Annotated in this window: 13 protein-coding genes; 9 read left to right on the top strand and 4 right to left on the bottom strand. The window is 71.8% G+C overall.

The genetic code is table 11. The features are described 5' to 3' along the window. Together AB0J08_RS04710 and AB0J08_RS04705 are read left to right on the top strand one after the other, a co-directional pair. Positions 1–628: RICIN domain-containing protein (locus AB0J08_RS04710; protein WP_360626855.1), on the top strand; the 628-nt coding region annotated here is incomplete at its 5' end. 278 nt (positions 629–906) lie between these two features. Further along, positions 907–2,328, top strand: coding sequence for a non-reducing end alpha-L-arabinofuranosidase family hydrolase (locus AB0J08_RS04705; RefSeq protein ID WP_360626852.1), 1,422 nt, complete (start codon positions 907–909; stop codon positions 2,326–2,328). A 234-nt stretch (positions 2,329–2,562) separates the two neighbouring features. Here AB0J08_RS04705 and yicI read toward each other — a convergent pair whose 3' ends face one another. The 4 genes from yicI to AB0J08_RS04685 form a co-directional block, all read right to left on the bottom strand. After that, the gene (yicI, locus tag AB0J08_RS04700; RefSeq protein ID WP_360626849.1) at positions 2,563–4,845 is read right to left on the bottom strand and encodes an alpha-xylosidase; all 2,283 of its coding nucleotides are present in this window, start codon (positions 4,843–4,845) and stop codon (positions 2,563–2,565) included. Further along, positions 4,842–6,242 (bottom strand): GH1 family beta-glucosidase, encoded by a 1,401-nt coding sequence (locus tag AB0J08_RS04695; protein ID WP_360626846.1) that lies wholly within the window; start codon positions 6,240–6,242, stop codon positions 4,842–4,844. The genes yicI and AB0J08_RS04695 overlap by 4 nt, the downstream gene beginning before the upstream one ends. A gap of 115 nt (positions 6,243–6,357) precedes the next feature. After that, positions 6,358–7,341 carry an acetylxylan esterase gene (locus AB0J08_RS04690; protein ID WP_360626843.1) on the bottom strand — a complete coding sequence of 328 codons (984 nt, stop codon included), beginning with the start codon at positions 7,339–7,341 and terminating at the stop codon, positions 6,358–6,360. 196 nt (positions 7,342–7,537) lie between these two features. After that, positions 7,538–10,402, bottom strand: a complete 2,865-nt coding sequence (locus tag AB0J08_RS04685) for a glycoside hydrolase family 3 C-terminal domain-containing protein (RefSeq protein ID WP_360626840.1) — start codon at positions 10,400–10,402, stop codon at positions 7,538–7,540. A 269-nt stretch (positions 10,403–10,671) separates the two neighbouring features. On the opposite strand from AB0J08_RS04685, the gene AB0J08_RS04680 reads away from it, so the two are divergent. The 7 genes from AB0J08_RS04680 to AB0J08_RS04650 all read left to right on the top strand — a co-directional run bounded on the left by AB0J08_RS04680 (position 10,672) and on the right by AB0J08_RS04650 (position 21,497). Next, positions 10,672–12,291, top strand: a complete 1,620-nt coding sequence (locus AB0J08_RS04680) for a Tat pathway signal sequence domain protein (RefSeq protein ID WP_360626837.1) — start codon at positions 10,672–10,674, stop codon at positions 12,289–12,291. Beyond that, complete coding sequence (locus AB0J08_RS04675) at positions 12,288–13,235, top strand: ABC transporter permease subunit (protein ID WP_360626834.1); 948 nt, start codon at positions 12,288–12,290, stop codon at positions 13,233–13,235. Before AB0J08_RS04680 ends, AB0J08_RS04675 begins: the two co-directional genes overlap by 4 nt. Next, positions 13,232–14,206: a carbohydrate ABC transporter permease gene (locus tag AB0J08_RS04670; RefSeq protein WP_360626831.1), complete on the top strand. Its 975-nt coding sequence runs from the start codon at positions 13,232–13,234 to the stop codon at positions 14,204–14,206. Before AB0J08_RS04675 ends, AB0J08_RS04670 begins: the two co-directional genes overlap by 4 nt. Positions 14,207–14,319: 113 nt before the next feature. Then, positions 14,320–15,348, top strand: a complete 1,029-nt coding sequence (locus AB0J08_RS04665) for a LacI family DNA-binding transcriptional regulator (RefSeq protein ID WP_360626828.1) — start codon at positions 14,320–14,322, stop codon at positions 15,346–15,348. A 26-nt stretch (positions 15,349–15,374) separates the two neighbouring features. Continuing rightward, positions 15,375–17,360, top strand: coding sequence for a beta-galactosidase (locus AB0J08_RS04660; RefSeq protein ID WP_360626825.1), 1,986 nt, complete (start codon positions 15,375–15,377; stop codon positions 17,358–17,360). Between the two features lie 41 nt (positions 17,361–17,401). Next, complete coding sequence (locus AB0J08_RS04655) at positions 17,402–19,546, top strand: glycoside hydrolase family 36 protein (RefSeq protein WP_360626821.1); 2,145 nt, start codon at positions 17,402–17,404, stop codon at positions 19,544–19,546. 172 nt (positions 19,547–19,718) lie between these two features. After that, positions 19,719–21,497 (top strand): cellulose binding domain-containing protein, encoded by a 1,779-nt coding sequence (locus AB0J08_RS04650; RefSeq protein ID WP_360626818.1) that lies wholly within the window; start codon positions 19,719–19,721, stop codon positions 21,495–21,497. The last annotated feature ends 40 nt before the right edge of the window (positions 21,498–21,537 follow it).

Genomic DNA, 21,537 nt, shown 5'->3' with positions numbered 1-21,537 from the left:
CACCGCGTACGCCGACGCCGTCAAGGCCTGCCTCGCCATCGCTCGCTGCACCGGCATCACGGTCTGGGGCATCCGCGACAGCGACTCCTGGCGCACCGGCGAGAATCCGCTGCTGTTCGACAACGGCGGCAACAAGAAGCCCGCCTACAGCGCGGTGCTCACCGCCCTGGGCGGAGCCGGCAGCGGCACGCCGGGCGGCGGCATCACCTCCGGCACCGTCTACACCCTCTCCGACGTGGCCGCCGGACGCGTTCTCGACGAGCCCGCGGGACAGAACGGCAACGGCACCCCGCTTCAGGTGTGGGACGCCGCCGGCGCCGCCAACCAGCAGTGGCGGGCCGACCGGAACGGCGACGGCTCCTACACGCTGACCAACATCGCCAGCGGCCGGGTGCTGGACGAGCCGGCCAACCAGACGGCCAACGGGACGAGGGTGACGGTCTGGGACGCCAACGGCGGCGCCAACCAGCACTGGCGGGCCGGCCAGAACGGCGACGGCTCCTACACGCTGACCAACATCGCCAGCGGCCGGGCGCTGGAGCTCCCCGGCGGTCAGACCGCCAACGGCACCCCCGTCCAGATCTGGGACTCCACCGGCGGTGCCAACCAGCACTGGACCTTCAGGTGAGCTGAACCGCCGGGGGCCGCGCCGCCCCGCCGCGAAACCCCCGGGAGCCACCGGGGAGCACGACCCACCCGGTACCGCGGCGTGGCCTGACCGGAAACCCCGGTGACCTGGCAGATGCGCAGGTCACCGCAGGTACGGGAGTTTCGGCCCCGTACGGGCAACGGCGCGGACTCCCGCGCCGGCCGAGTGACAACTCCAGGAGCACACCCGCACGGCGGCACTCGAATGTCGACGACGAAGCCGCGTGCCAGCTCCGTCCATTCTCAGAGGAGGTCCCCATGCGCGAACGAAGGTCCAGCCGCAGGCACCTGTCCGCGGTGCTCACCGCCGTGCTCGCGGTCGTGGCGGCACTGGCGACGATGGTCGTCGCCAACCCGGCTCAGGCGGCCGCCAGCGGCGCGCTGCGCGGCGTGGGTTCCGGCCGGTGCCTCGATGTGCCGAACGCCGGCCAGGCCGACGGTACGGGCCTGCAGATCTACGACTGCTCGGGCGGGACCAACCAGCAGTGGACGTCGACGTCCGGCAACCAGCTGACCGTGTACGGCAACAAGTGCCTGGACGTTCCGGGCCACGCCACCACGGCCGGCACCAAGGTGCAGATCTGGGCCTGTAGCGGCGGTGCGAACCAGCAGTGGCGGGTGAACGCCGACGGCACGGTCGTGGGCGTGGAGTCCGGGCTCTGCCTGGACGTCTCGGGCGCCGGTACGGCCAACGGCACGGCGGTACAGATCTGGAACTGCACCGGCGGCAGCAACCAGAAGTGGACCGGACTGTCCGGGACGACGCCACCGAACGGCACCTGTCCCCTTCCGTCGACGTACCGCTGGTCGTCGACGGGTGTGCTGGCGCAGCCGGCGAACGGGTGGGGTGCGCTGAAGGACTTCACCACCACGACGTACAACGGCAAGCACCTGGTCTACGGGTCGGACGTGTCGGGGTCCTCGTACGGCTCGATGGCGTTCGCGCCCTTCACCAACTGGTCGGACATGGCGTCGGCCCGTCAGATCGGGATGAACCAGGCCGCGGTGGCGCCCACCCTGTTCTACTTCGCGCCGAAGAACATCTGGGTGCTGGCCTACCAGTGGGGTGCCTGGCCCTTCATCTACCGGACCTCCAGCGACCCCACCAACCCCAACGGCTGGTCCGCGCCGCAGCCGCTGTTCACCGGCGGCATCCCCGGCGCCGCACCGATCGACCAGACCCTGATCGCCGACGGCCAGAACATGTACCTGTTCTTCGCCGGTGACAACGGCAGCATCTACCGGGCGAGCATGCCGATCGGGAACTTCCCCGGCAACTTCGGCTCCTCCTACACCACGGTCATGAGCGACACCGTGAAGAACCTCTTCGAGGCCCCGCAGGTCTACAAGGTCCAGGGCCAGAACCAGTACCTCATGATCGTCGAGGCCCGGGGAGCGAACGAGCAGCGCTACTTCCGCTCGTTCACCGCCACCAGCCTGAACGGCTCCTGGACCCCGCAGGCCACCACCGAGTCCAACCCCTTCGCCGGCAAGGCCAACAGCGGCGCCACCTGGACCAACGACATCAGCCACGGCGACCTCGTCCGCAACAACCCCGACCAGACCATGACCATCGACCCCTGCAACCTGCAGTTCCTCTACCAGGGCAAGTCCCCCACCGCGAGCGGCCCCTACGACCAGCTGCCCTGGCGGCCGGGCGTCCTCACCCTGCAGCACTGACCCGGTCCCCCCACCGACCGGTCCACACCGCACCGGGGAACCCCAGCCGCGCGCCGGCTGGGGTTCCCTCGTTCGGTACGGCGAGGGTGACTCCGCTGTTCTTCTCTGTTCCTTCTCAGGTGCCCGGACCCCCGCATCCGTACGGGTCGCCACGGGCGGGTGTCGGTCGGTGGAGAGGAGCAAGGTCCCGCGCGCCCGTGCGATGGCGCGCGGGACCTCGCGTCGAAGGCCGGCTCAGGCCGGGTAGGGCAGGTCCGCCTCACGGGTGCCGGCCGGGCTGACGTGCAGGGCGCCGTCCGGGCCGCCGATCCGCAGCTGCCAGGGGTGGGTGCTGTCGGTGGTCACCCGGATGTGGTCGCCCGTGCGCCGCAGGTGGAAGCGGGCCGTCTCACCGGGGCCGTCACCGCGCGGGATCACGACGGTCCGCTCGGCGCCGTCGGCGAAGGCGTGGACGCGAAGCTCGACCCCCTCGGCCCAGGCGGAGACCGGACGCTGGTCGTCCGCCCCGAACGGGATGACGGAGTCGGGGCGGGCGAGCAGCGGCAGGGTGTGGAAGCCGTGCTGCTCTTTCACCCAGCGCGGGCCGACGAGCTGGGCGCCGGTGAGGAGGTTGGTCCACGTCCCCTCGGGCACGTAGTACTCGACGGTGCCGTCGTCGGTGAAGACCGGCGCGACGAGCAGGTCTTCGCCGAGCATGTACTGCCGGTCGAGGGTGGCGGCGGCCGGGTCGTCCGGGAACTCCAGCACCATGGCGCGCATCACCGGGATGCCGGTGGCGTGCGCGTGCTGCGCGGCGCGCTGCAGGTAGGGGGCGAGGCGGTGCTTGAGCAGGGTGAACTCGCGGGTGACGTCGACGGCCTCCTCTCCGAAGTCCCACGGCACGCGGTAGGACTTGGAGCCGTGCAGCCGGCTGTGCGAGGAGAGCAGGCCGAACTGCGTCCAGCGCTTGAAGACCGCAGGGGTCGGGGTACCCTCGAAGCCGCCGATGTCGTGGCTCCAGAAGCCGAAGCCGGACAGGCCGAGGGAGAGCCCCCCGCGCAGTGACTCGGCCATGGCGTTGAAGTGCGACTCGCAGTCGCCGCCCCAGTGCACCGGGTACTGCTGGCCGCCGACGGTGGCGGAGCGGGCGAAGAGCAGTGCCTCCCCCTCCCCGCGCACCTCGCGCAGCAGCTCGAAGACGGCCTCGTTGTAGAGGTGGGTGTAGTAGTTGTGCATCCGCTCCGGGTCGGAGCCGTCGTGCCAGACCACATCGGTGGGGATGCGCTCACCGAAGTCGGTCTTGAAGCAGTCGACGCCGACGTCCAGCAGGGTGCGCAGCTTGCCGGTGTACCAGGTGCGGGCGGCGGGGTTGGTGAAGTCGACCAGGGCCATGCCGGGCTGCCAGAGGTCCCACTGCCAGACGCTGCCGTCCGGGCGGCGCACCAGGTAGCCCTCGCGCATGCCCTCGGCGAACAGCTCCGACTTCTGGGCGATGTAGGGGTTGATCCAGGCGGAGATCCGCAGCCCCTGTTCCTTGAGCCGGGCCAGCATGCCCGCCGGGTCGGGGAAGGTGTCCGGGTCCCACACGAAGTCGGACCACTGGTACTCGCGCATCCAGAAGCAGTCGAGGTGGAAGACGCTCAGCGGGATGCCGCGTTCGGCCATGCCGCCGACGAAGCGGTTGACGGTGGCCTCGTCGTAGTCGGTGGTGAAGGAGGTGGTCAGCCACAGCCCGAGCGCCCACGCCGGAGGCAGGGCCGGGCGGCCGGTGAGCGCGGTGTAGCGGCTCAGGATCTCCTTGGGGGTGGGTCCGTGGACGACGAAGAACTCCAGCGACTGGTCCTCGACGCTGAACTGCACCTGGCCCACGGACTCGGAGCCGACCTCGTAGGACACCTTCCCGGGGTGGTTGACGAAGACGCCGTAGCCCCGGTTGGTCAGGTGGAACGGGATGTTCTTGTAGGCCTGTTCGCTGCTGGTGCCGCCGTCCGCCTGCCAGATGTCCACCACCTGGCCGTTCCGGATGAACGGGGTGAACCGCTCCCCCAGGCCGTACACCAGCTCGCCGACACCCAGGGACAGTTGGCCGAGCATGTGGTGGCGGCCGTCGGCGTCGGTGACGAAGCCGGTGCCGCGTTCCCCCACGGTGGTCAGCACCCGGCCGCCGGCGGTGAACTCCAGGTGCCACGGCCGGGAGGTGTCCACCCTCAGTGTCAGGTCCCCGGCGCACAGCTCCACCACGTCGCCGTCCCGGCGTACCTTGCCGGCGCCGGGCTCGGAGCCGGGCAGGGCGAACTCCGGTCCGCGGCGGACCGAGCCGGCGTGGTGGGTGGCGCGCACGCCGATCACGCCCTCGGCCGGGGACCAGCATTCGACGGTCAGCAGCGGGCTGTTGAGCGTGTCACCGCGGCCGCGCACGTGCTTCACCGGCGCGTACAGGGTCATCCGGTCGTCGTCGGTCCGGACGTCAGCGACCTCGGTGGCGTAGCGCGCGGTGACGCCCGGGCGCATCAGCCAGTAGCCGTCGGTGAACTTCATCGGGCAGGTTCCTCCGTCCGCGCACGGTGCGCGGTGATCAGGCCCCGGTACCAGTGGTAGCTGTCCTTGGGCGTTCGGGTCAGGGTGTCGTAGTCGACGTGGACCAGGCCGAAGCGCTGGCTGTAGCCGCGGGCCCACTCGAAGTTGTCCAGCAGGGACCAGACGTAGTAGCCGCGTACGTCCACCCCGGCCGCGACCGCGTCGGCGACGGCGGCGAGGTGGCCGGCCAGGTAGTCGATCCGTTCCGGGTCGTGGACCCGGCCGTCGGGGGTGAGGCTGTCGGCCTCGGCGGAGCCGTTCTCGGTGATCCAGACCGGCGGCAGCCGCGGGTAGCGGGTGTGGAGGCCGCACAGCAGTTCGGTGAGCGCCTCCGGCACGACGGGCCAGCCCATGGTGGTGTACCGGGTCCGGTACGGGTTGAGCTCGGTGACGCCGATGTCCACGGCGGTACGCCGTTCCGGGTCGGCCTCGCGGTGGGGGGCCGCGGCGACGGTGATCGGACGGTAGAAGTTGACGCCGAGGAAGTCCAGCGGAGCTCCGATCAGCTCCAGGTCGCCCGACCGCCGCCAGGGGCCGTCGGCGAGGCCGGCCCAGGTGGCGGCCTCGTGCTGGGGGTAGCGTCCGGCGAGGATCGGCTCCGTCCAGACCTCGTTGTGGAGGACCTCGGCCCGGCGCAGGGCGGCCCGGTCCTCGGGGAGGGAGGAGGCGGCATGGATGCGGTCGAGGTTGAGGGTGATCCCGACCTCCCGGGCGCCCGCGGCCCGCAGCTCCCGGACCGCGAGGCCGTGGGCCACCAGCAGGTGGTGGGCGGCGGCCAGTGCGCCGCGGCCCTCCTCGGCACCGGGTGCGTGGCGGCCCTCGGCGTAGCCCACGAACGCGGAGCAGTACGGCTCGTTGAGGGTGATCCAGCGCTCGACCCGGTCCCCGTAGCGCTCGGCGGCGAGGGCGGCGAACTCGGCGAACGCCTCGGCGCTCGCCCGGACCCGCCAGCCGCCCCGGTCCTCCAGCGCCTGCGGCAGGTCCCAGTGGTAGAGGGTCGCGGCAGGCGCGATCCCGGCGGCCAGCAGTTCGTCGATCAGCCGGTCGTAGAAGTCCAGGCCCTTCGGGCTGACCGCGCCGGTGCCGTCCGGCAGGAGACGCGGCCAGGAGATCGAGAAGCGGTAGCCGTCGACGCCGAGCTCCCGGAGCAGGGCGACGTCCTCGGGGTAGCGGTGGTAGTGGTCGCAGGCGGTGTCGCCCGTCGCGCCGCCGAGCGTACGGCCGGGGGTGTGACTGTAGGTGTCCCAGATGGACGGGCCGCGGCCGTCCTCGTCGTGGGCGCCCTCGATCTGGTAGGCGGCGGTGGCGGCGCCGAAGCGGAAGCCGGCGGGCAGTTCCGGGAAGGCCGGGGTGCTCATGCGCACCTCTTGGTGATTCGCTCACTTCGTTCGCTCATGCGGCGGGGGTACCTCACGGGTTTCGGGGATCGGGCGCGGGGCCCGGCCCGTCGGGGGCCGGACCCGCACACGGCGGTCAGAGCTCCGGCGTCAGGCCGCGCTCGCGCAGCCAGGAGAGCTGGGCGGGCGGGTTGGCGCCGCAGCCGCCGCCGTGGTCGGCGAAGGGCCACACCGTCATGGTGCGGTCCTCGCCCGCGTAGCGGTTGAAGGCGGCGTAGACCGTCTGCGGCGGGCAGACCGGGTCCATCAGGCCGACGCTGAACAGCGCGGGGGCGGTGGCCCGCTGGGCGAAGTGGACGCCGTCGAAGTAGTCGAGGGTGTCGAGGGTCGGCTGCACCCGGTGCGGGCTGTGCCAGCGCAGGTACTTGACGATCTCCTGGTACGGCCCCTCCAGGGCGAGCTGCGGGGCCCTGCGGAAGTGGCACAGGAACGGCACGTCGGACATCACCGCCGCCACCCGGTCGCCGGTGAGTCCGGCGACGGCGAGCGCCAGGCCGCCGCCCTGGCTGCCGCCGGTCGGCACGATCCGGTCGGTGTCGAGACCGGGCAGCTGCTCGACCGCGTCCACGGCGCGGACGCAGTCGGCGATCAGCCGCCGGTAGTAGTAGTTCTCGGGTGAGTCGATACCCCGGGTCATGAAGCCCTCGGACCACTGCGTACCGTCGCCCTCGCCCCGGTCGGGAGTGGCGTGGCCCTGGCCGCGGCTGTCGACGACCAGGTGGGCGTACCCGGCGGCGGACCAGAACAGGTGGTCGGTGGGGCGCCCCCGACCGCCGCTGTAGCCCTGGTAGCTGACGACGACCGGCAACGGGCCGTCCACGCCGAGCGGGCGCAGCAGCCAGGCGGCGACCGGCTCACCGTTCCAGCCGGGGAAGCGCACGTCGTCCACCTCGACGGTGCGCAGTCCGTACCGCGCGGTGACGCGTTCGGCCTTGACCGACCCGCCGTGCGAGCGGGCCTCGTCAAGGGTGCGCCGCCAGAACTCGTCGAAGTCCTGCGGCATGGTCGACTCGGGCCGGTAGCTGACGAGTTCGTCGAGTCCGAAGTCGGTGAGCGACATGGGGGAGACCTCCGGATGGAGCGCTGACGAGCTGACGGGGTGGGGCGTGAGCAGCGACATGGGGGCCGCCTCCGGGCGGCTGGGTGGCGGGGCTTCGGGTGACGGGTGGCTTCGGGTGGCGGGCGGCTTCGGGTGACGGATGGCTTCGGATGGCGGCCCGCCCATCCCGTGGGCGGGCCGCCGGTCCGTGGGGCCCTCAGTCGGCCCGGCCCGCCGTTTCGAACCGGAAGGCGGCGAGGCGGAAGTCGCCGTGGAGGGTCAGGCACAGGTCGTGGACACCGTCGAGCGGTGCGGCGAGCTCGGCGGTGACGGTCGTCCAGGCGTAGCGGTCGCCGGTGACGGGCACCTCGATCTCGGCCAGCACCCGCTCGCCCTGCCGGATTTCGAGCAGCGCACGGCCGGCTCCGGCCTCGTCACGGGCGGCCTCGGCCTCGACCCGGACGGCTCCGGAGAGGTCGACGTCCCGGAAGAGGAGCGTCGCGGGGTGCGCGGGGTCGGTGGGCGTGACGGCGTCGCCGTCGGTGCGGGTGGCGTCGCCGATGGTGGCCTCCTCGTAGTCGTCGAAGTCGACGGCCTCGGTCCGGCGTCCGACGCCCACCCTGGGTGCGGCGGCCGTCCCGGTCACGGTGAGCGGCGCGTTGAGGACCGGATGGTCGGCGCAGCGGGCGACGACCACCTCGTAGCCGCCCGGGTCGACGGCGAAGGCGCCGGTGGCGACGGACCAGTGGGCGAGCTGCTCGGCCGACAGCCGGAACGTCAGTTCGCGGCTCTTCCCCGGCTCCAGGCGGACCTTGGCGAAGTCGGCGAGGCGCAGCCGGGGCGCGTCGTAGCGGGCCCCCAGGGCGCGGACGTAGAGCTGGACCACCTCGCTGCCGGGCCTCTGTCCGCTGTTCTCCAGGGTCAGGGTGACGTCGACCGAGCCGTCCTGGCCGATCGACGGCTGCGACAGGCGCAGGTCGCGGTAGGCGAAGTCGGTGTAGGACAGCCCGTGGCCGAAGGGGTAGAGGGGGGTGGCCCGGTGGTACTGGTAGGTCCAGCCGGCCTTGATGATGTCGTAGTCGAGCGGGGCGGGCAGCGGGTCGTCGCCCCGGTACCAGGTCTGCGGCAGGCGGCCGGCGGGCTCGGCCTCGCCGAGCAGCACGGCGGCCAGCGCGTGTCCTGTTTCCTGTCCGCCGTGGGAGGTCCACACCACGGCGGGCAGGTGCTCGTCGGCCCAGTCGAGGGCGTAGGGGTAGCTGCTCATCACGACCAGCGCGGTGTCCGGGCGGACGGCCGCGACGGCGCGCAGCAGTTCCTCCTGCCCCTCGGGCAGGTCGATGTCCGCACGGTCCTCGGTCTCCCGACCGTTGATCATCGGGTGGTTGCCGAGGACGACGACCGCGACGTCGGCGTTCTCGGCGGCGGCCCGGGCCTCGGCCGCGCCGTCACGCACCAGCTCGCGCTGCCAGCGCTCGGCGTCGTCGGCGCTCTCGGCGGTGACGGTGACCCGGCCGTCGGTCGGGTCCACGGCGGCGTAGCGCCCGGTGAAGACGGAGCGGAGCAGCACGGTGTCCGCACCGGCCGGTTCGAGCCGGAAGGTCTCCTTGACGAACCAGCTCTTGATCACTTCCTGGTCCGCGGCCAGGGCGTCGTCGTCCTGGAGGCTCAGGTAGCGGCCGGTGTCGGCGGCGCGCAGCGTGGCGGCGCCGCCGCCCCAGTCGGTCACGTCGAAGGCGGACTTGCCGAGCAGGTCACCGGTGGTGCGCGAGCGCAGGGTGATCCGGTCGGAGCCCTCCACCCGGACCACCTCACCGCCGTGGGCGTCGAGCGCGGCGGTGAGGCCGTCGGCGACGGTGACCCGGTAGGGCAGGGTGCCGCTGTACCAGTCCTCGTACAGCGTGTCGGCGAGCGGGCCGATGACGGCGATCCGGGGCGTGCGGGCCGGGTCGAGCGGTAGCAGGCCGTCGTTCTTGAGCAGCACCGTCGACTCGATCGCGGCGTGCCGGGCGAGCTCGCGGTGCTCGGGGCTGTCGATCACCTCGGGGCCGGTGCCGGCGTACGGGTCGAGCTCGGGGTCGAACTCGCCGAGGCGGAACCGAACTTCGAACTGGCGGCGGACCGCCAGGTCGACGTCGTCCTGGGTGAGCAGGCCACGCTCCAGGGCGTCGCGCAGCCGGCCGATGATCGTCTCGCTGTCCTCGCCGTGGTCGGTGAAGCTGTCGATGCCGGCCTTGAGCGCCGCCGCGTGGGACTCGACGTGGTCGTCGAAGTAGTGCTCGGGGTCGACCAGGTTGGACGGCGCCTCGGCGTCGCTGACCACGAACAGCTCGTGGCCGGTCGGCCGCGCCCAGCGGCGCAGCTCCGCCTCGATCAGCGGACTGACGTGGCAGGGACGGCCGTTGACCAGGTTGTAGGCGGCCATCGCGCCGGTCGCGGCGCCGGAGGCGACCACCGGGCGGAAGGCGGCCAGGTCGTACTCCTGGAGCACCCGCGGGCGCAGCCCGGAGGAGGTGGTGCAGCGGTCGTCCTCGTTGTTGTAGGCGAGGAAGTGCTTGAGTACCGGGGCGGTCCGCAGGTAGGTCGGGTGGTCGCCGGCGAGGCCCCGGCAGAACGCCTCGCCGATCCGGGCGGTGTGCACCGGGTCCTCGGAGTAGCCCTCCTCGTTGCGGCCCCAGCGCGGGTCGCGCAGCAGGTTGAGCACGGGCGCCCAGGCCTGCAGCGAGTTGGCCCCCCGCTCGGCCGTGCTGATCGCCGGCGGGCGGTGGTAGTGGAAGGCGCGCAGCTCGGTCGAGACCGCCTCGGCGACCCGGTTCACCAGGTCCGTGTCCCAGCTGGCGCCGAGACCGACGGCCTGCGGGAAGACCGTCGCCTCCCCGAGCCAGGAGACTCCGTGCAGGCCCTCGCTGCCGGTACGGAACGGGGCGATGCCGAGGCGCGGTACGGCGGGCGCGTACTGGTGCAGCATCGCGAGCCGTTCGTCGAGCGTGAGCCGTTCGACCAGGTCGTCGACACGCTTGCGCAGCGGTAGCGCGGGATCACGGAAAGCGGGCAGGTCGGCTGCGGACACGGGCACGGAACTCACGTGGAATACCCCTCGGGCGGGCTGGGTGCGATGGCCTTAGGTCGAAGCGCTTCGACGCTGACACGCTCCAGTTGGCCTGTCAACTGTCCTGGTAACAAACAATTTTGTATTTGTTCAGCCTCTTGCCGAACCAGTAACGCGTCGTTAGTCTCGCCGAAACATCCAAGCGCTTCGACGCTTCGACGGAGAGGGGCCACGCCGCCATGAGATCCGGACTGAACCGCAGGACGTTTCTGAGTAGCGCCGTCACGATCGCGGGAGTCGCCGCGATGGCACCCGTGCTGTCCGCCTGCGGCGGCGGCGGCCCGGCCAAGAAGGGCGGCGTGAACACCAAGGAGGGCCTCAAGGCGGCCCTTCCCACCTACGCGCCGAACAGCACCGCCGTCACGGCGGAGATTCCCTCCGTGCCCGGCGGCGCCGACACCGCGACGGACCCCGCCTACCTCTCCTACCCGGCCTCCCCGCCCGTCACCATCTCCGGCGTTCCGGGCAAGGGCGGCAGCTACACGGCGGTCACCCCGCTGTGGGGCACCAACCCGCCCGTCGGCAACTCCTTCTACCAGGCGATGAACAAGGCCCTCGGGGTCGAACTCACCATCAAGCCGGCGGACGGCAACAACTACAACACCATCATCCCGACGATGACCGCCGCCAAGAAACTGCCGGACTGGATCAACCTGCCCTCCTGGTGGAACCCGAACTTCAACACCGGCTCGCTGACGGGCACCCAGCTCGCGGACCTCACGCCGTACCTGTCCGGCGACAAGATCAAGAAGTACCCGAACCTGGCCGCCCTCCCCACCGGCGCCTGGCAGGTCGGCGCCTGGGGCGACAAGCTCTACGGGATCCCCTGCGGGCCCACCAACTTCGCCATCGCCGGGACGACCATGTACCGCCGGGACATCCTCGATGCCCGGGGCATCACGGCCGACCAGGTGAAGTCCGCCGACGACCTGATGAACCTCGGCAAGGAGCTGACCGACGCGAAGCGGGGCGTCTGGGCCTTCGACGACGTGTGGACCTACCTCTACACGTGCTGGGGCGCTCCCCAGAAGTGGAAGGTCGACAACGGCAAGCTGGTCCACCTCTTCGAGACCCAGGAGTTCCTGGAGGCCCTCGACTGGCACAACCGGCTGGCCAGCGCCGGGTACGTGCACCCGGACGCGCTCGCCGGTGACAACGCCAACGGCAACACCCGCTTCTACAGCGGGAAGTCACTGATCCAGGGTGGCGGAACGGGCGCCTGGAACCTGTCCGACTACCAGGCCGGCACCGCCGCGGACCCGAACTACCGGCGCGGCGCGTTCAACGCCATCACCGCCGACGGCAAGGGCGCGCCCGTCATCTACATGGGCGCCGCCACCAGCATGATCAGCTACCTCAACGCCGACCTGAAGCCCGCGCAGATCGAGGAACTCCTCGCGGTCGCGAACTACCTCGCCGCCCCCTACGGCACGGCCGAGTACACCCTGATCAACTTCGGCGTCGAGGGTGTCCACCACAACCGGGTGAACGGCGTGCCGACCTTCACGGAGGAGGGCAAGAAGGACGTCCAGCCCACGACCTTCCCGTTCCTGGCCGCTCCCTCCTCGGTGATCAGCAACCCGGGGGGCGAGACCGTCACCAAGGACTACTCGGCCTGGCAGGCCGCCAACGTCAAGGCGCTCACCAAGCCGCTCTTCTGGGGCATGACCTACAGCATGCCGCAGGCGATCGCCGCGGCCGAGGCCGCGCAGAGCGTCAACGACACCGTGAAGGACTGCTACCACGGCAAGAAGAAGGTCTCGGACGTGCAGTCCGCCGTCTCCAGCTGGCAGTCCGGCCCCGGCGAGCGGCTCAAGCAGTGGATGACCGACAACGTCCTCAACAAGTACGGCACCGGCCAGTGAGCACGACCCGGCCCGCGCGCCCGGCAGGACCGGTACGGCTCAGCTGGCGGACGAGGCTGCGGCGTGACAAGTCGCTCCTGCTGATGACGGTGCCGGCGGTCGTCCTGCTCCTGGTGTTCAACTACGCGCCGCTGTTCGGCATCGTCACCGCCTTCCAGGAGTACGACCCGCTGGTCGGGGTCTGGAACAGCGAGTGGGTCGGCTTCGACCAGTTCCGGATCCTCTTCGGCGACCCGGCGTTCTGGGACTCGTTGAAGAACACCCTGTACCTCAGTCTCGTCCAGCTGATCCTCTTCTTCCCGATCCCGATCGCGCTGGCCCTGCTGCTCAACTCCGTGGTGAGCGACAGGATCCGCAACCTCTTCCAGTCCGTCGTCTACCTGCCGCACTTCTTCTCGTGGGTGCTGGCGATCACGATCTTCCAGCAGATGCTGGGCGGCGCCGGCATGCTCAACCAGTTCCTGCGCCAGCACGACATCGGCACCTGGGACATCATGACCAACCCGGACACCTTCGCGCTGCTGGTCACCTCCCAGGCGGTGTGGAAGGAGGCGGGCTGGGGGATCATCGTCTTCCTCGCGGCGCTCAGCGCGATCAACACCGAGCTGTACGAGGCCGCGGCGGCGGACGGCGCCGGCCGGTTCCGGCGGATGTGGCACATCACGCTGCCGGGCCTGCGCGGAGTGGTCGTGCTGATGCTGGTCCTGCGCCTCGGCAACGCGCTGACCGTCGGCTTCGAGCAGTTCCTGATCCAGCGGGAGGCGGTCGGCCACGAGGCCGCGGACGTCCTGGACACCTTCTCCTTCTACTACGGCATCGCCACCGGCGGCTACAGCATCGGTGCGGCGGCCGGGCTCTTCAAGAGTGTGGTCTCCCTCCTGCTCATCTGGGGGGCCAACCGGCTGGCGCACGCCTTCGGCGAGGACGGGTTGTACAGAAAATGACCAACGCACTCACCATCGCCTCCCGGCGCGGGAAGCACGACACGCGGACCGCTGCCGCACGGCGTCGGGCCCGCTCCGGCCGCCCGGTCTGGGAGGAACCGCCGACCCCGCTCGGCCAGACCGCCAAGGGGCTCACGCTCGGCGGGACGCTCGCCGTCATCCTGGTCCCGCTCTGGGTCATCGTGCTGACCAGCTTCTCCACCCCCGGGGCGGTCAACCGGGCCGGCGGCCTGGTGATCTGGCCGGACGGCCTCACCACCGAGACGTACCGCCAGATGCTCGCCGATCCGACCGTCCGCACCTCGTTGCTGGTGAGCCTGGGCATCACCGTGGTCGGGACCGCGATCTCCATGGGCGTCTCGATCCTCTGCGCCTACGGCCTCTCCCGGCCGCGCTCGCTCGGGCACCGCTTCGTCCTGCTGCTGCTGATCATCACGATGTTCGTCGGCGGCGGCCTGATCCCGAGCTTCCTGGTGGTGACCGGCCTGGGCGGCTACGGCCAGTGGTGGTCGCTGATCCTGCCGAGCGCGGTCTCCGTCTTCAACATCCTGGTGCTGCGCGCCTTCTACCAGGAGACCTCCTCCGAACTGATCGACGCGGCCCGGATGGACGGCGCCGGGGAGTGGCGGATCCTGTGGTCCGTCGTCCTGCCCACCTCACGCGCCGTCACCGCCGTCACCGCACTGTTCTACGCGGTCGGGTACTGGAACTCGTTCTTCAACGTCATGCTCTACATGCCGACGGACAGTCAGAAGTGGCCGCTCCAGTACGTGTTGCTCACCTACGTCAACCGGGGCAACGGTCTGCCCGGGTCCGTCAACTCCGGCTTCGGGAGCACCCACGCGCAGACCGCCCCGCTGGCGCTGCAGATGGCGGTCGTGGTCCTCACCCTGGTACCACTGATGATCGTGTACCCGTTCGTACAGAAGCACCTGCGCGCCGGTGTGCTCACCGGCGCGATCAAGGGCTGAGCGCTCCGCACGGGCCCCGAGGCCCCTACGGAGCGGGAGCGGGCCCACGCGGACCTCCCCGTCGCACGACCGGGACCGCTCCCCACCGGAACCGAAACGAAGGAAACAGAGCGATGGTGACACTCGCCGATGTGGCCAGGCACGCCGGCGTCTCGTCGAGCACGGTCAGCTACGCCCTCAGCGGCAAGCGGCCGATCTCCGACGAGACCAGGGTCCGCGTCGAACGGGCCATCACGGACCTCGGTTACCACCCCAACGCGGGCGCCCGGGCCCTGGCCGGCAAGCGCTCGCACATCATCGCCCTGGTGGTGCCGCTCCACCCCGAGGTGCACGTGCCCACGATGACGGAGATCGCCATCGCGGTCACCGTGGCCGCCCGTGAACACGGCTACGACGTCCTGCTGCTCACCAACGACGAAGGCCCCGAAGGCGTCCGCCGGGTCGCCGCCACGGGGCTCGCCGACGGGGTGATCCTGATGGACGTCCGGCTGGACGACGACCGAATCCCGGTCCTGCGGGCCGAGGACATCCCGGCCTCACTCATCGGCCTGCCCGACGACCCCGCCGGACTGTCCTGCGTCGACCACGACTTCGCCACCGCGGGCGCCCTGTGCGCCGACCACCTGGCCGACCTCGGCCACCGCGACATCGCCTTCATCGGCTACAGCAGCGGCGTCTACCGGCGCCACGCCGGCTACGCCGAACGCACCCTGAGCGGCTTCCGTGCCCGCGCCGAGCGACGGGGCCTGCGTTTCCTCCACCGGCCGTGCGAGGGCACCTACGAGAGCACCGCGGGCACGCTGGCCCGCATCCTCGCGGACCGCCCGGACACCACCGGGTTCGTGGTGCAGAACGAGGCCGCGATCGGCCCGCTGCTGAGCCTGCTGCGCGCCAGCGGGCGGACCGTGCCGGAGGACGTCTCCGTCATCGCCATCTGCCCCGACCCGCTGGCCGAGCAGCACTCGCCCCGGCTCACCTCCGTGACCAGTCCGAAGAGGGAGCTCGGGCAGGTCGCCGTCGACCAGGTCATGGCGAGGATCGCCGCGACCGCGGCGGGCGGCGATCCGGAGGACCAACTCCTCCTGATGCCACCGGAACTGGTGGTCCGCGAGAGCACCGCACCGGCGCCGCAGCGCAGTTGACACCACGACCAGAGGACGGTTCCCAGATGGACATCCGCCGGCTCACCGACCGTCTCGGCGGCCTCGCCTTCGGCGGCGACTACAACCCCGAGCAGTGGGACGCGGAGGTGTGGAAGCAGGACGACGAGCTGATGCGCCGGGCGCGCGTCAACCTCGCCACCGTCGGCGTCTTCTCCTGGGCCCTGATGGAGCCCGAGGAGGGCCGCTACGAATTCGGCTGGCTCGACGCCCACCTCGACCGGCTGCACGCGGGCGGCGTCGCCGTCGACCTGGCCACCCCCACCGCCTCCCCGCCCCCCTGGTTCACGCTGGCCCACCCCGACGCCCTGCCGGTCGGCCCCGACGGCGCCCACCTCACCCACGGCAGCCGGGACACCTACTGCCTCGCCGCGCCGGCCTACCGCCGGGCCGCCCGCCGCATCGCCGACGCCCTCGCCGAACGCTACGGCGACCACCCGGCGCTCGCTCTATGGCATGTCCACAACGAGTATGCGACCCTCTGCTGGTGCGACCACGCCGCCGCGGCCTTCCGGGTCTGGCTGCGCGCCCGCCACGGCTCCCTCGACGCCCTCAACGAGGCCTGGGGCACGGCCTTCTGGAGCCAGCGCTACACCGCGTGGGAGCAGATCCTGCCGCCCCGCACCAGCCAGTGGCACCGCAACCCCGGCCAGGCCCTGGACTTCAGCCGCTTCTGGTCCGACGAGACCCTCGCCGCCTACCGCGAGCAGCGCGACGCGATCCGCGCGCACAGTGACCACCCGGTGACGACCAACCTCATGCTGCCCGGCTACCAGAACCTGGACCTGTGGGCCTTCGGCCGCGAGGTCGACCTGGTCGCCGTCGACCACTACCCCACCGGACCCGGCATCGACGCCGCCGCCGACACCGCCTTCGGCGCCGACCGGGCCCGCTCCTTCGGCGGCGGCGCCCCCTGGCTGCTGATGGAACAGGGCACCAACACCGTCTACGCCGGCGACCGCACCCTCGGCAAGGAGCCGGGCGAGATCCTGCGCCACTCGCTCGGCCACATCGCCCGCGGCTCGGAGGGCGCGCTGTTCTTCCAGTGGCGCCAGTCCCGGGCCGGAGCCGAGCAGTGGCACTCGGCGATGATCCCGCACGCCGGGCCGGACAGCCGCACCTTCCGCGAGGTCACGGCGGCCGGAGAGGCCGTCGCCCGGCTCGGCGAACTCGCCGGCTCCACCGTCCGGGCCGAGGTCGCCGTCCTGCACGACTCCGACTCCTGGTGGGCGATGAAGGTCGACGGGCTCCCGTCGTCCGAACTCGACTACCACGCCGCGCTGCGCCGCGCCCACCGGGCACTGTGGGACGCCGGCCGGACGGTCGACTTCGCCCACCCCGAACACGACCTGAGCCGCTACCGGCTGGTCGTCGCCCCGGCCCTGTTCCTGCTCACCGACGCGGGTGCCGAGAACCTGCGCGACTACGTCGCCGCCGGCGGCACACTGCTCGTCCAGCCCTTCAGCGGCGCCGTCGACGAGCGCCTCCACTCCCGGCTCGGCGGCTACCCGGCCGCACCGCTGCGCGAGGCGCTGGGCATCCGGGTCGAGGAGTACCGCCCGCTGCGACGGGACGAGGAGGTCACCCTCTCCGACGGCTCCACCGCCGTCGCGTGGAGCGAGTCCCTGCGCACCGAGGGCGCCGAGGCGCTCGCCGCCTACACCCACGGCATGCTCGCCGGCAGCCCGGCGCTCACCCGCCACGACTTCGGGGTCGGCCACGGCTGGTACCTCTCCACCCGGCTCGACGATTCCGGTTACGCCGCCCTCATCGGCCGACTGCTGACGGAGGCCGGCGCCACCCCGGAGGGTCCGGGCCTGCCGCCCGGCGTCGAGGCCGTCTCGCGGCACGCCCCGGACGGCCGCGGCTGGCAGGTGCTGCTCAACCACCGCGCGGAGGCCGTACCGCTGCCGCAGCCCGGCCACGACCTGCTCACGGACGGCACCGTCAGCGAACTGCCGCCCGGCGGCTGTGCGGTCCTGCGCGCGCACTGAACGCTCCCCGCCTCTCCCCCGCCCCACCGAGGAAGGCCACCATGACCGACGCACCCGAGACGATCCGCTGGGGTCACGACGCCCTGGAGCTGGAGATCGGCCTGGGCGGGGACGACACCCCCCGGCTGCACCGCATCGGCGCCCCCGGCGAGGCCACCGCGGCGCCCCGCCCCGGCGCACCGCTGCCGCTGGTGGAGGTGACGACCGCCGCCCTCGGCCGCCACTGGTCGGGCCGGCACCTCATCAACACCGCCCTCGGCGCGCGGCTGCGCCACCGCTCCCACAGCGCGAGCCGGGACGGCGAGTGGCACGTGCTCACCGTCGAGCTCCACGAGCCGGAGACCGGTCTGACCGCCGAGGCGGTCTACCGGTCGATGGACGGCCTGCCGGTGCTGCGCGGCGAAGTCCTGCTGCGCAACGAAGGGACGCGGACGCTGCACCTGGAGTCGGTCGGCTCGCTCGTGGCGGGCTGCCTCACCGGCTGCGACCCGGCGGCCCTGGACGACGCCGACCTGCTCTGGGCGGAGAACGACTGGCTCGCCGAATGCCGGTGGCAGCGCAGGCCGCTACGGGTCTCGTCGCCCGACCGCAACGGCCGCATCCACTACAGCGCCGGCCGGAGCAGCCACGTCCTGGCCGGACAGGGCGTGTGGTCCAGCTGCGGTCACCTGCCGATGGGCGGGCTGACGGACCGCGGCTCCGGCCGTACCTGGCTGTGGCAGATCGAGCACAACGGCGGCGGCTGGCGCTGGGAGTGCGGTGTCCGCGACGACGCCGCGTACGCGGCGCTGTACGGCCCCACCGACGCCGATCACGGGTGGCGTCACCCCCTGGCGCCCGGTGCCGAGTTCCGTACCGTGCCGGTGGCCCTCGCGTTCGCCGCCGACGGTGGCCCGGACGGCGCTTTCGCCGCCCTCACCGGCTACCGCCGGGCCACCCGGCGTCCGCATCCCGACCACCGCCGGCTGCCGGTCGTCTTCAACGACTACATGAACTGCCTGATGGGCGACCCCACCACGGCCAAGCTGCTGCCCCTGGTCGACGCCGCCGCCGAGGCCGGGGCGGAGTACTTCGTCGTCGACGCCGGCTGGTACGCCGAGGAGAGTGAGAACTGGTGGGAGACCGTCGGCGCGTGGGAGCCGTCCGCCTCCCGCTTCCCCGGGGCGAACGGGATCCACGAGGTGCTGGACCACGTCCGGAAGCGCGGCATGATCCCCGGTCTGTGGCTGGAGCCGGAGGCGATCGGGGTCTCCAGCCCGGTCGCCGAGTCCCTGCCGGATGAGGCGTTCTTCCGCCGTGACGGGCAGCGCGTCATCGAGGGCGGCGGCCGGCACCACCTGGACCTGCGCCACCCCGCCGCCCGCGCCCATCTGGACGGTGTGGTGGACCGCCTGGTCGGCGAGTGGGGCGTCGGCTACCTCAAGCTCGACCACAACACCGACCCGGGCTCCGGCACCAGCGGCCACCCCGGCGAGGCCCCGGCCGCCGGTCTGCTGGGCCACAACCGGGCCCAACTCGACTGGCTCGACGGCATCCTGGACCGCCACCCGGGCCTGGTGATCGAGAACTGCGCCTCCGGTGGCATGCGGATGGACCACGCCCTGCTCTCCCGGCTGCAGCTGCAGTCCACCAGCGACCAGCAGGACCTCCTGCTCTACCCGCCCATCGCGGCCGCCGCGCCCACCGCCGTGACGCCCGAGCAGGGAGCCGTCTGGGCCTACCCCCAGCCCGAGGACAGCCTCGACGAAGTCGCCCTGACCATGGCCAGCGCGCTCCTCGGCCGCATCCACCTCTCCGGCCGGCTCACCGAACTCTCCCTGGAGGCCCAGGGGTTGGTCCGCGAGGCGGTGGCCGTCCACAAGTCCGTCCGGGCCGACCTGCCCCACACGCTGCCCGCCTGGCCGCTCGGCCTCCCGGGCTGGGAGGACCCGTGGATCGCCCTGGCGCTGCGCACCCCGACCACCACGTACGTCACCGTCTGGCGCCGCTCCGACTCGGAGGCCGTCAGGGATCTCGACCTGCCCCACCTGGCCGGGACCGAGGTCCGCGCCGAGGTGCTCTACCCGTCGTCCAGCCGGGCCGCCGCCGTCTGGCACCCGGACACCGCCGACCTCACCGTGACCCTGCCCGCGGCTCCGTCCGCCGTTCTTCTCCGCCTGACCCACCAAACGACTCAGGGAATCTGACGATGCGCCGGGTGTCCGCGCGCGCTCCACCGCGCGGCCCGCATCCGTACGGAGCCACGCTTTGCGTCCGGGCCCGACCCCATGCAGCCGCATCGGGCCCTTGCCGTCCAGAACGCGGGAGTTCGACCCCACCCGAGCACCACGCACCCCCCACCCCACTGGAGGGAAACGCATGAAATGGTCAGTCCACCCCTGCCGTGAACGCGTCATCGCGGCCGCTGCGGCGCTGTCGCTGGCGGTCACCGGCGCGATCGCCGCCGTCGCGCCGCCCGCCACCGCCGCACCGTCGGCCGCCGCGAGCTCCGTGTCGGTGTCCGTCGACGCCGCCCTGCAGCTCGCCACCATCCCCGCCACCGGCGTCGGGACCAACGTCGCGGTGTACGACGGCACGATGAACGCCGCCGCCACCCCCGGCCTGCTCCGCACCGCCGGCATGGGCGCCGTCCGGTACCCCGGCGGCAGCTACGCCGACATCTACCACTGGCAGACCGGCACCGCCGAGGGCGGCCGGTACGTCGCCCCGAACACCGGCTTCGACGCCTTCATGGGCACCGTCCGCGCCGCCGGAGCCCAGCCGGTCATCACCGCCAACTACGGCTCCGGCACCCCCCAGGAGGCCGCCGACTGGGTCCGGTACGCCAACGTCACCAAGGGCTACGGCATCACGTACTGGGAGATCGGCAACGAGGTCTACGGCAACGGCCAGTACGGCGCCGCCTGGGAGTACGACACCCACGCCAGCAAGAGCGCCACGACCTACGCGACCAACCTGGTGCAGTACGCCTCGGCGATGAAGGCGGTCGACCCGAGCATCAAGATCGGCGCCGTGCTGACCACCCCCGGCAACTGGCCGGACGGCCTCGTCGGCCCCGGCGACACGATGGACTGGAACCACACCGTCCTGTCGATCGCCGGCTCCAAGGTCGACTTCGTCATCGTGCACTCCTACCCGGGCAGCACCAGCCCGGCCGACCTGCTCACCAAGCCGCAGGCCGAGATCCCGAACATCGCCGGCAGCGTGCGCGCGCTGATCAACCAGTACACCGGATCCAACGCCCCCAACGTCGGCATCGCGGTGACCGAGGTCAACGCCACCAACTACCGGACGACCTCCCCCAACGGCCTGTTCGCCCCGGACGAGTACCTCACCTGGATGGAGAACGGCGCGTTCACCGTGGACTGGTGGGCCCTGCACAACGGCACGGACTGCAGCAAGCTGAGCACCGTCGAGGGCGCCACCGAGTACGAGGACTACGGGATGCTCTCCAGCGGCGCCTCCTGCGAGCCGCCCCTGAACACCCCGTTCCCCGCCTACTACGGCACCCAGATGATCTCCAGGCTGGGCGCGCCCGGGGACACGCTGGTCAAGGCCGCCAGCTCGTCCTCGCTGCTCTCCGCGCACGCCGTCCGCCGCGCCAACGGCGACGTGACCGTGATGCTGATCAACAAGGACCCGAAGAACAGCGCCACCGTGAACCTCTCCTACACCGGGTTCACCCCCTCCTCCGCCGCCCCGACCGTCCACTCCTACCTCAAGAACGCCGGCTCGATCGGCACCACCACGGCCGGCACCCCGACCGCCCAGACCGTGCCGGCCTACGGCATCACGGTCGTCCAGATGCACCCGACCAGCGCGCCCTGCCGGGTCGTCTACAACAAGAACGAGTGGCCCGGCGGCCTGATCGGCACCGTCACCGTCGTCAACAACAGCCTCGGCCAGGTCAACGGCTGGCACCTCGGCTTCACCTTCGCCGGCGACACCCGCATCACCGACACCTGGAACGCCTCGGTGACGCAGAGCGGCCCGAGCGTCAACGCCGGGAACGTCGCCTACAACGCCGCGGTCCCGCAGGGCGGCAGCGTCCAGTGGGGCTTCAAGGCCACCTGGTCCAGCAGTGACGCCAATCCTTCCGCCTTCTGGTTCAACGGCGCGTCCTGCGCGATCGGCTGAACCCCGACCGGTGGTGCCCCGGACGTCTCAAGCCTCCGGG

The sequence above is a fragment of the Kitasatospora sp. NPDC050463 genome (assembly GCF_040655255.1).
Classification (GTDB): domain Bacteria; phylum Actinomycetota; class Actinomycetes; order Streptomycetales; family Streptomycetaceae; genus Kitasatospora.
This window is presented reverse-complemented; position numbering and strand designations above follow the sequence as displayed.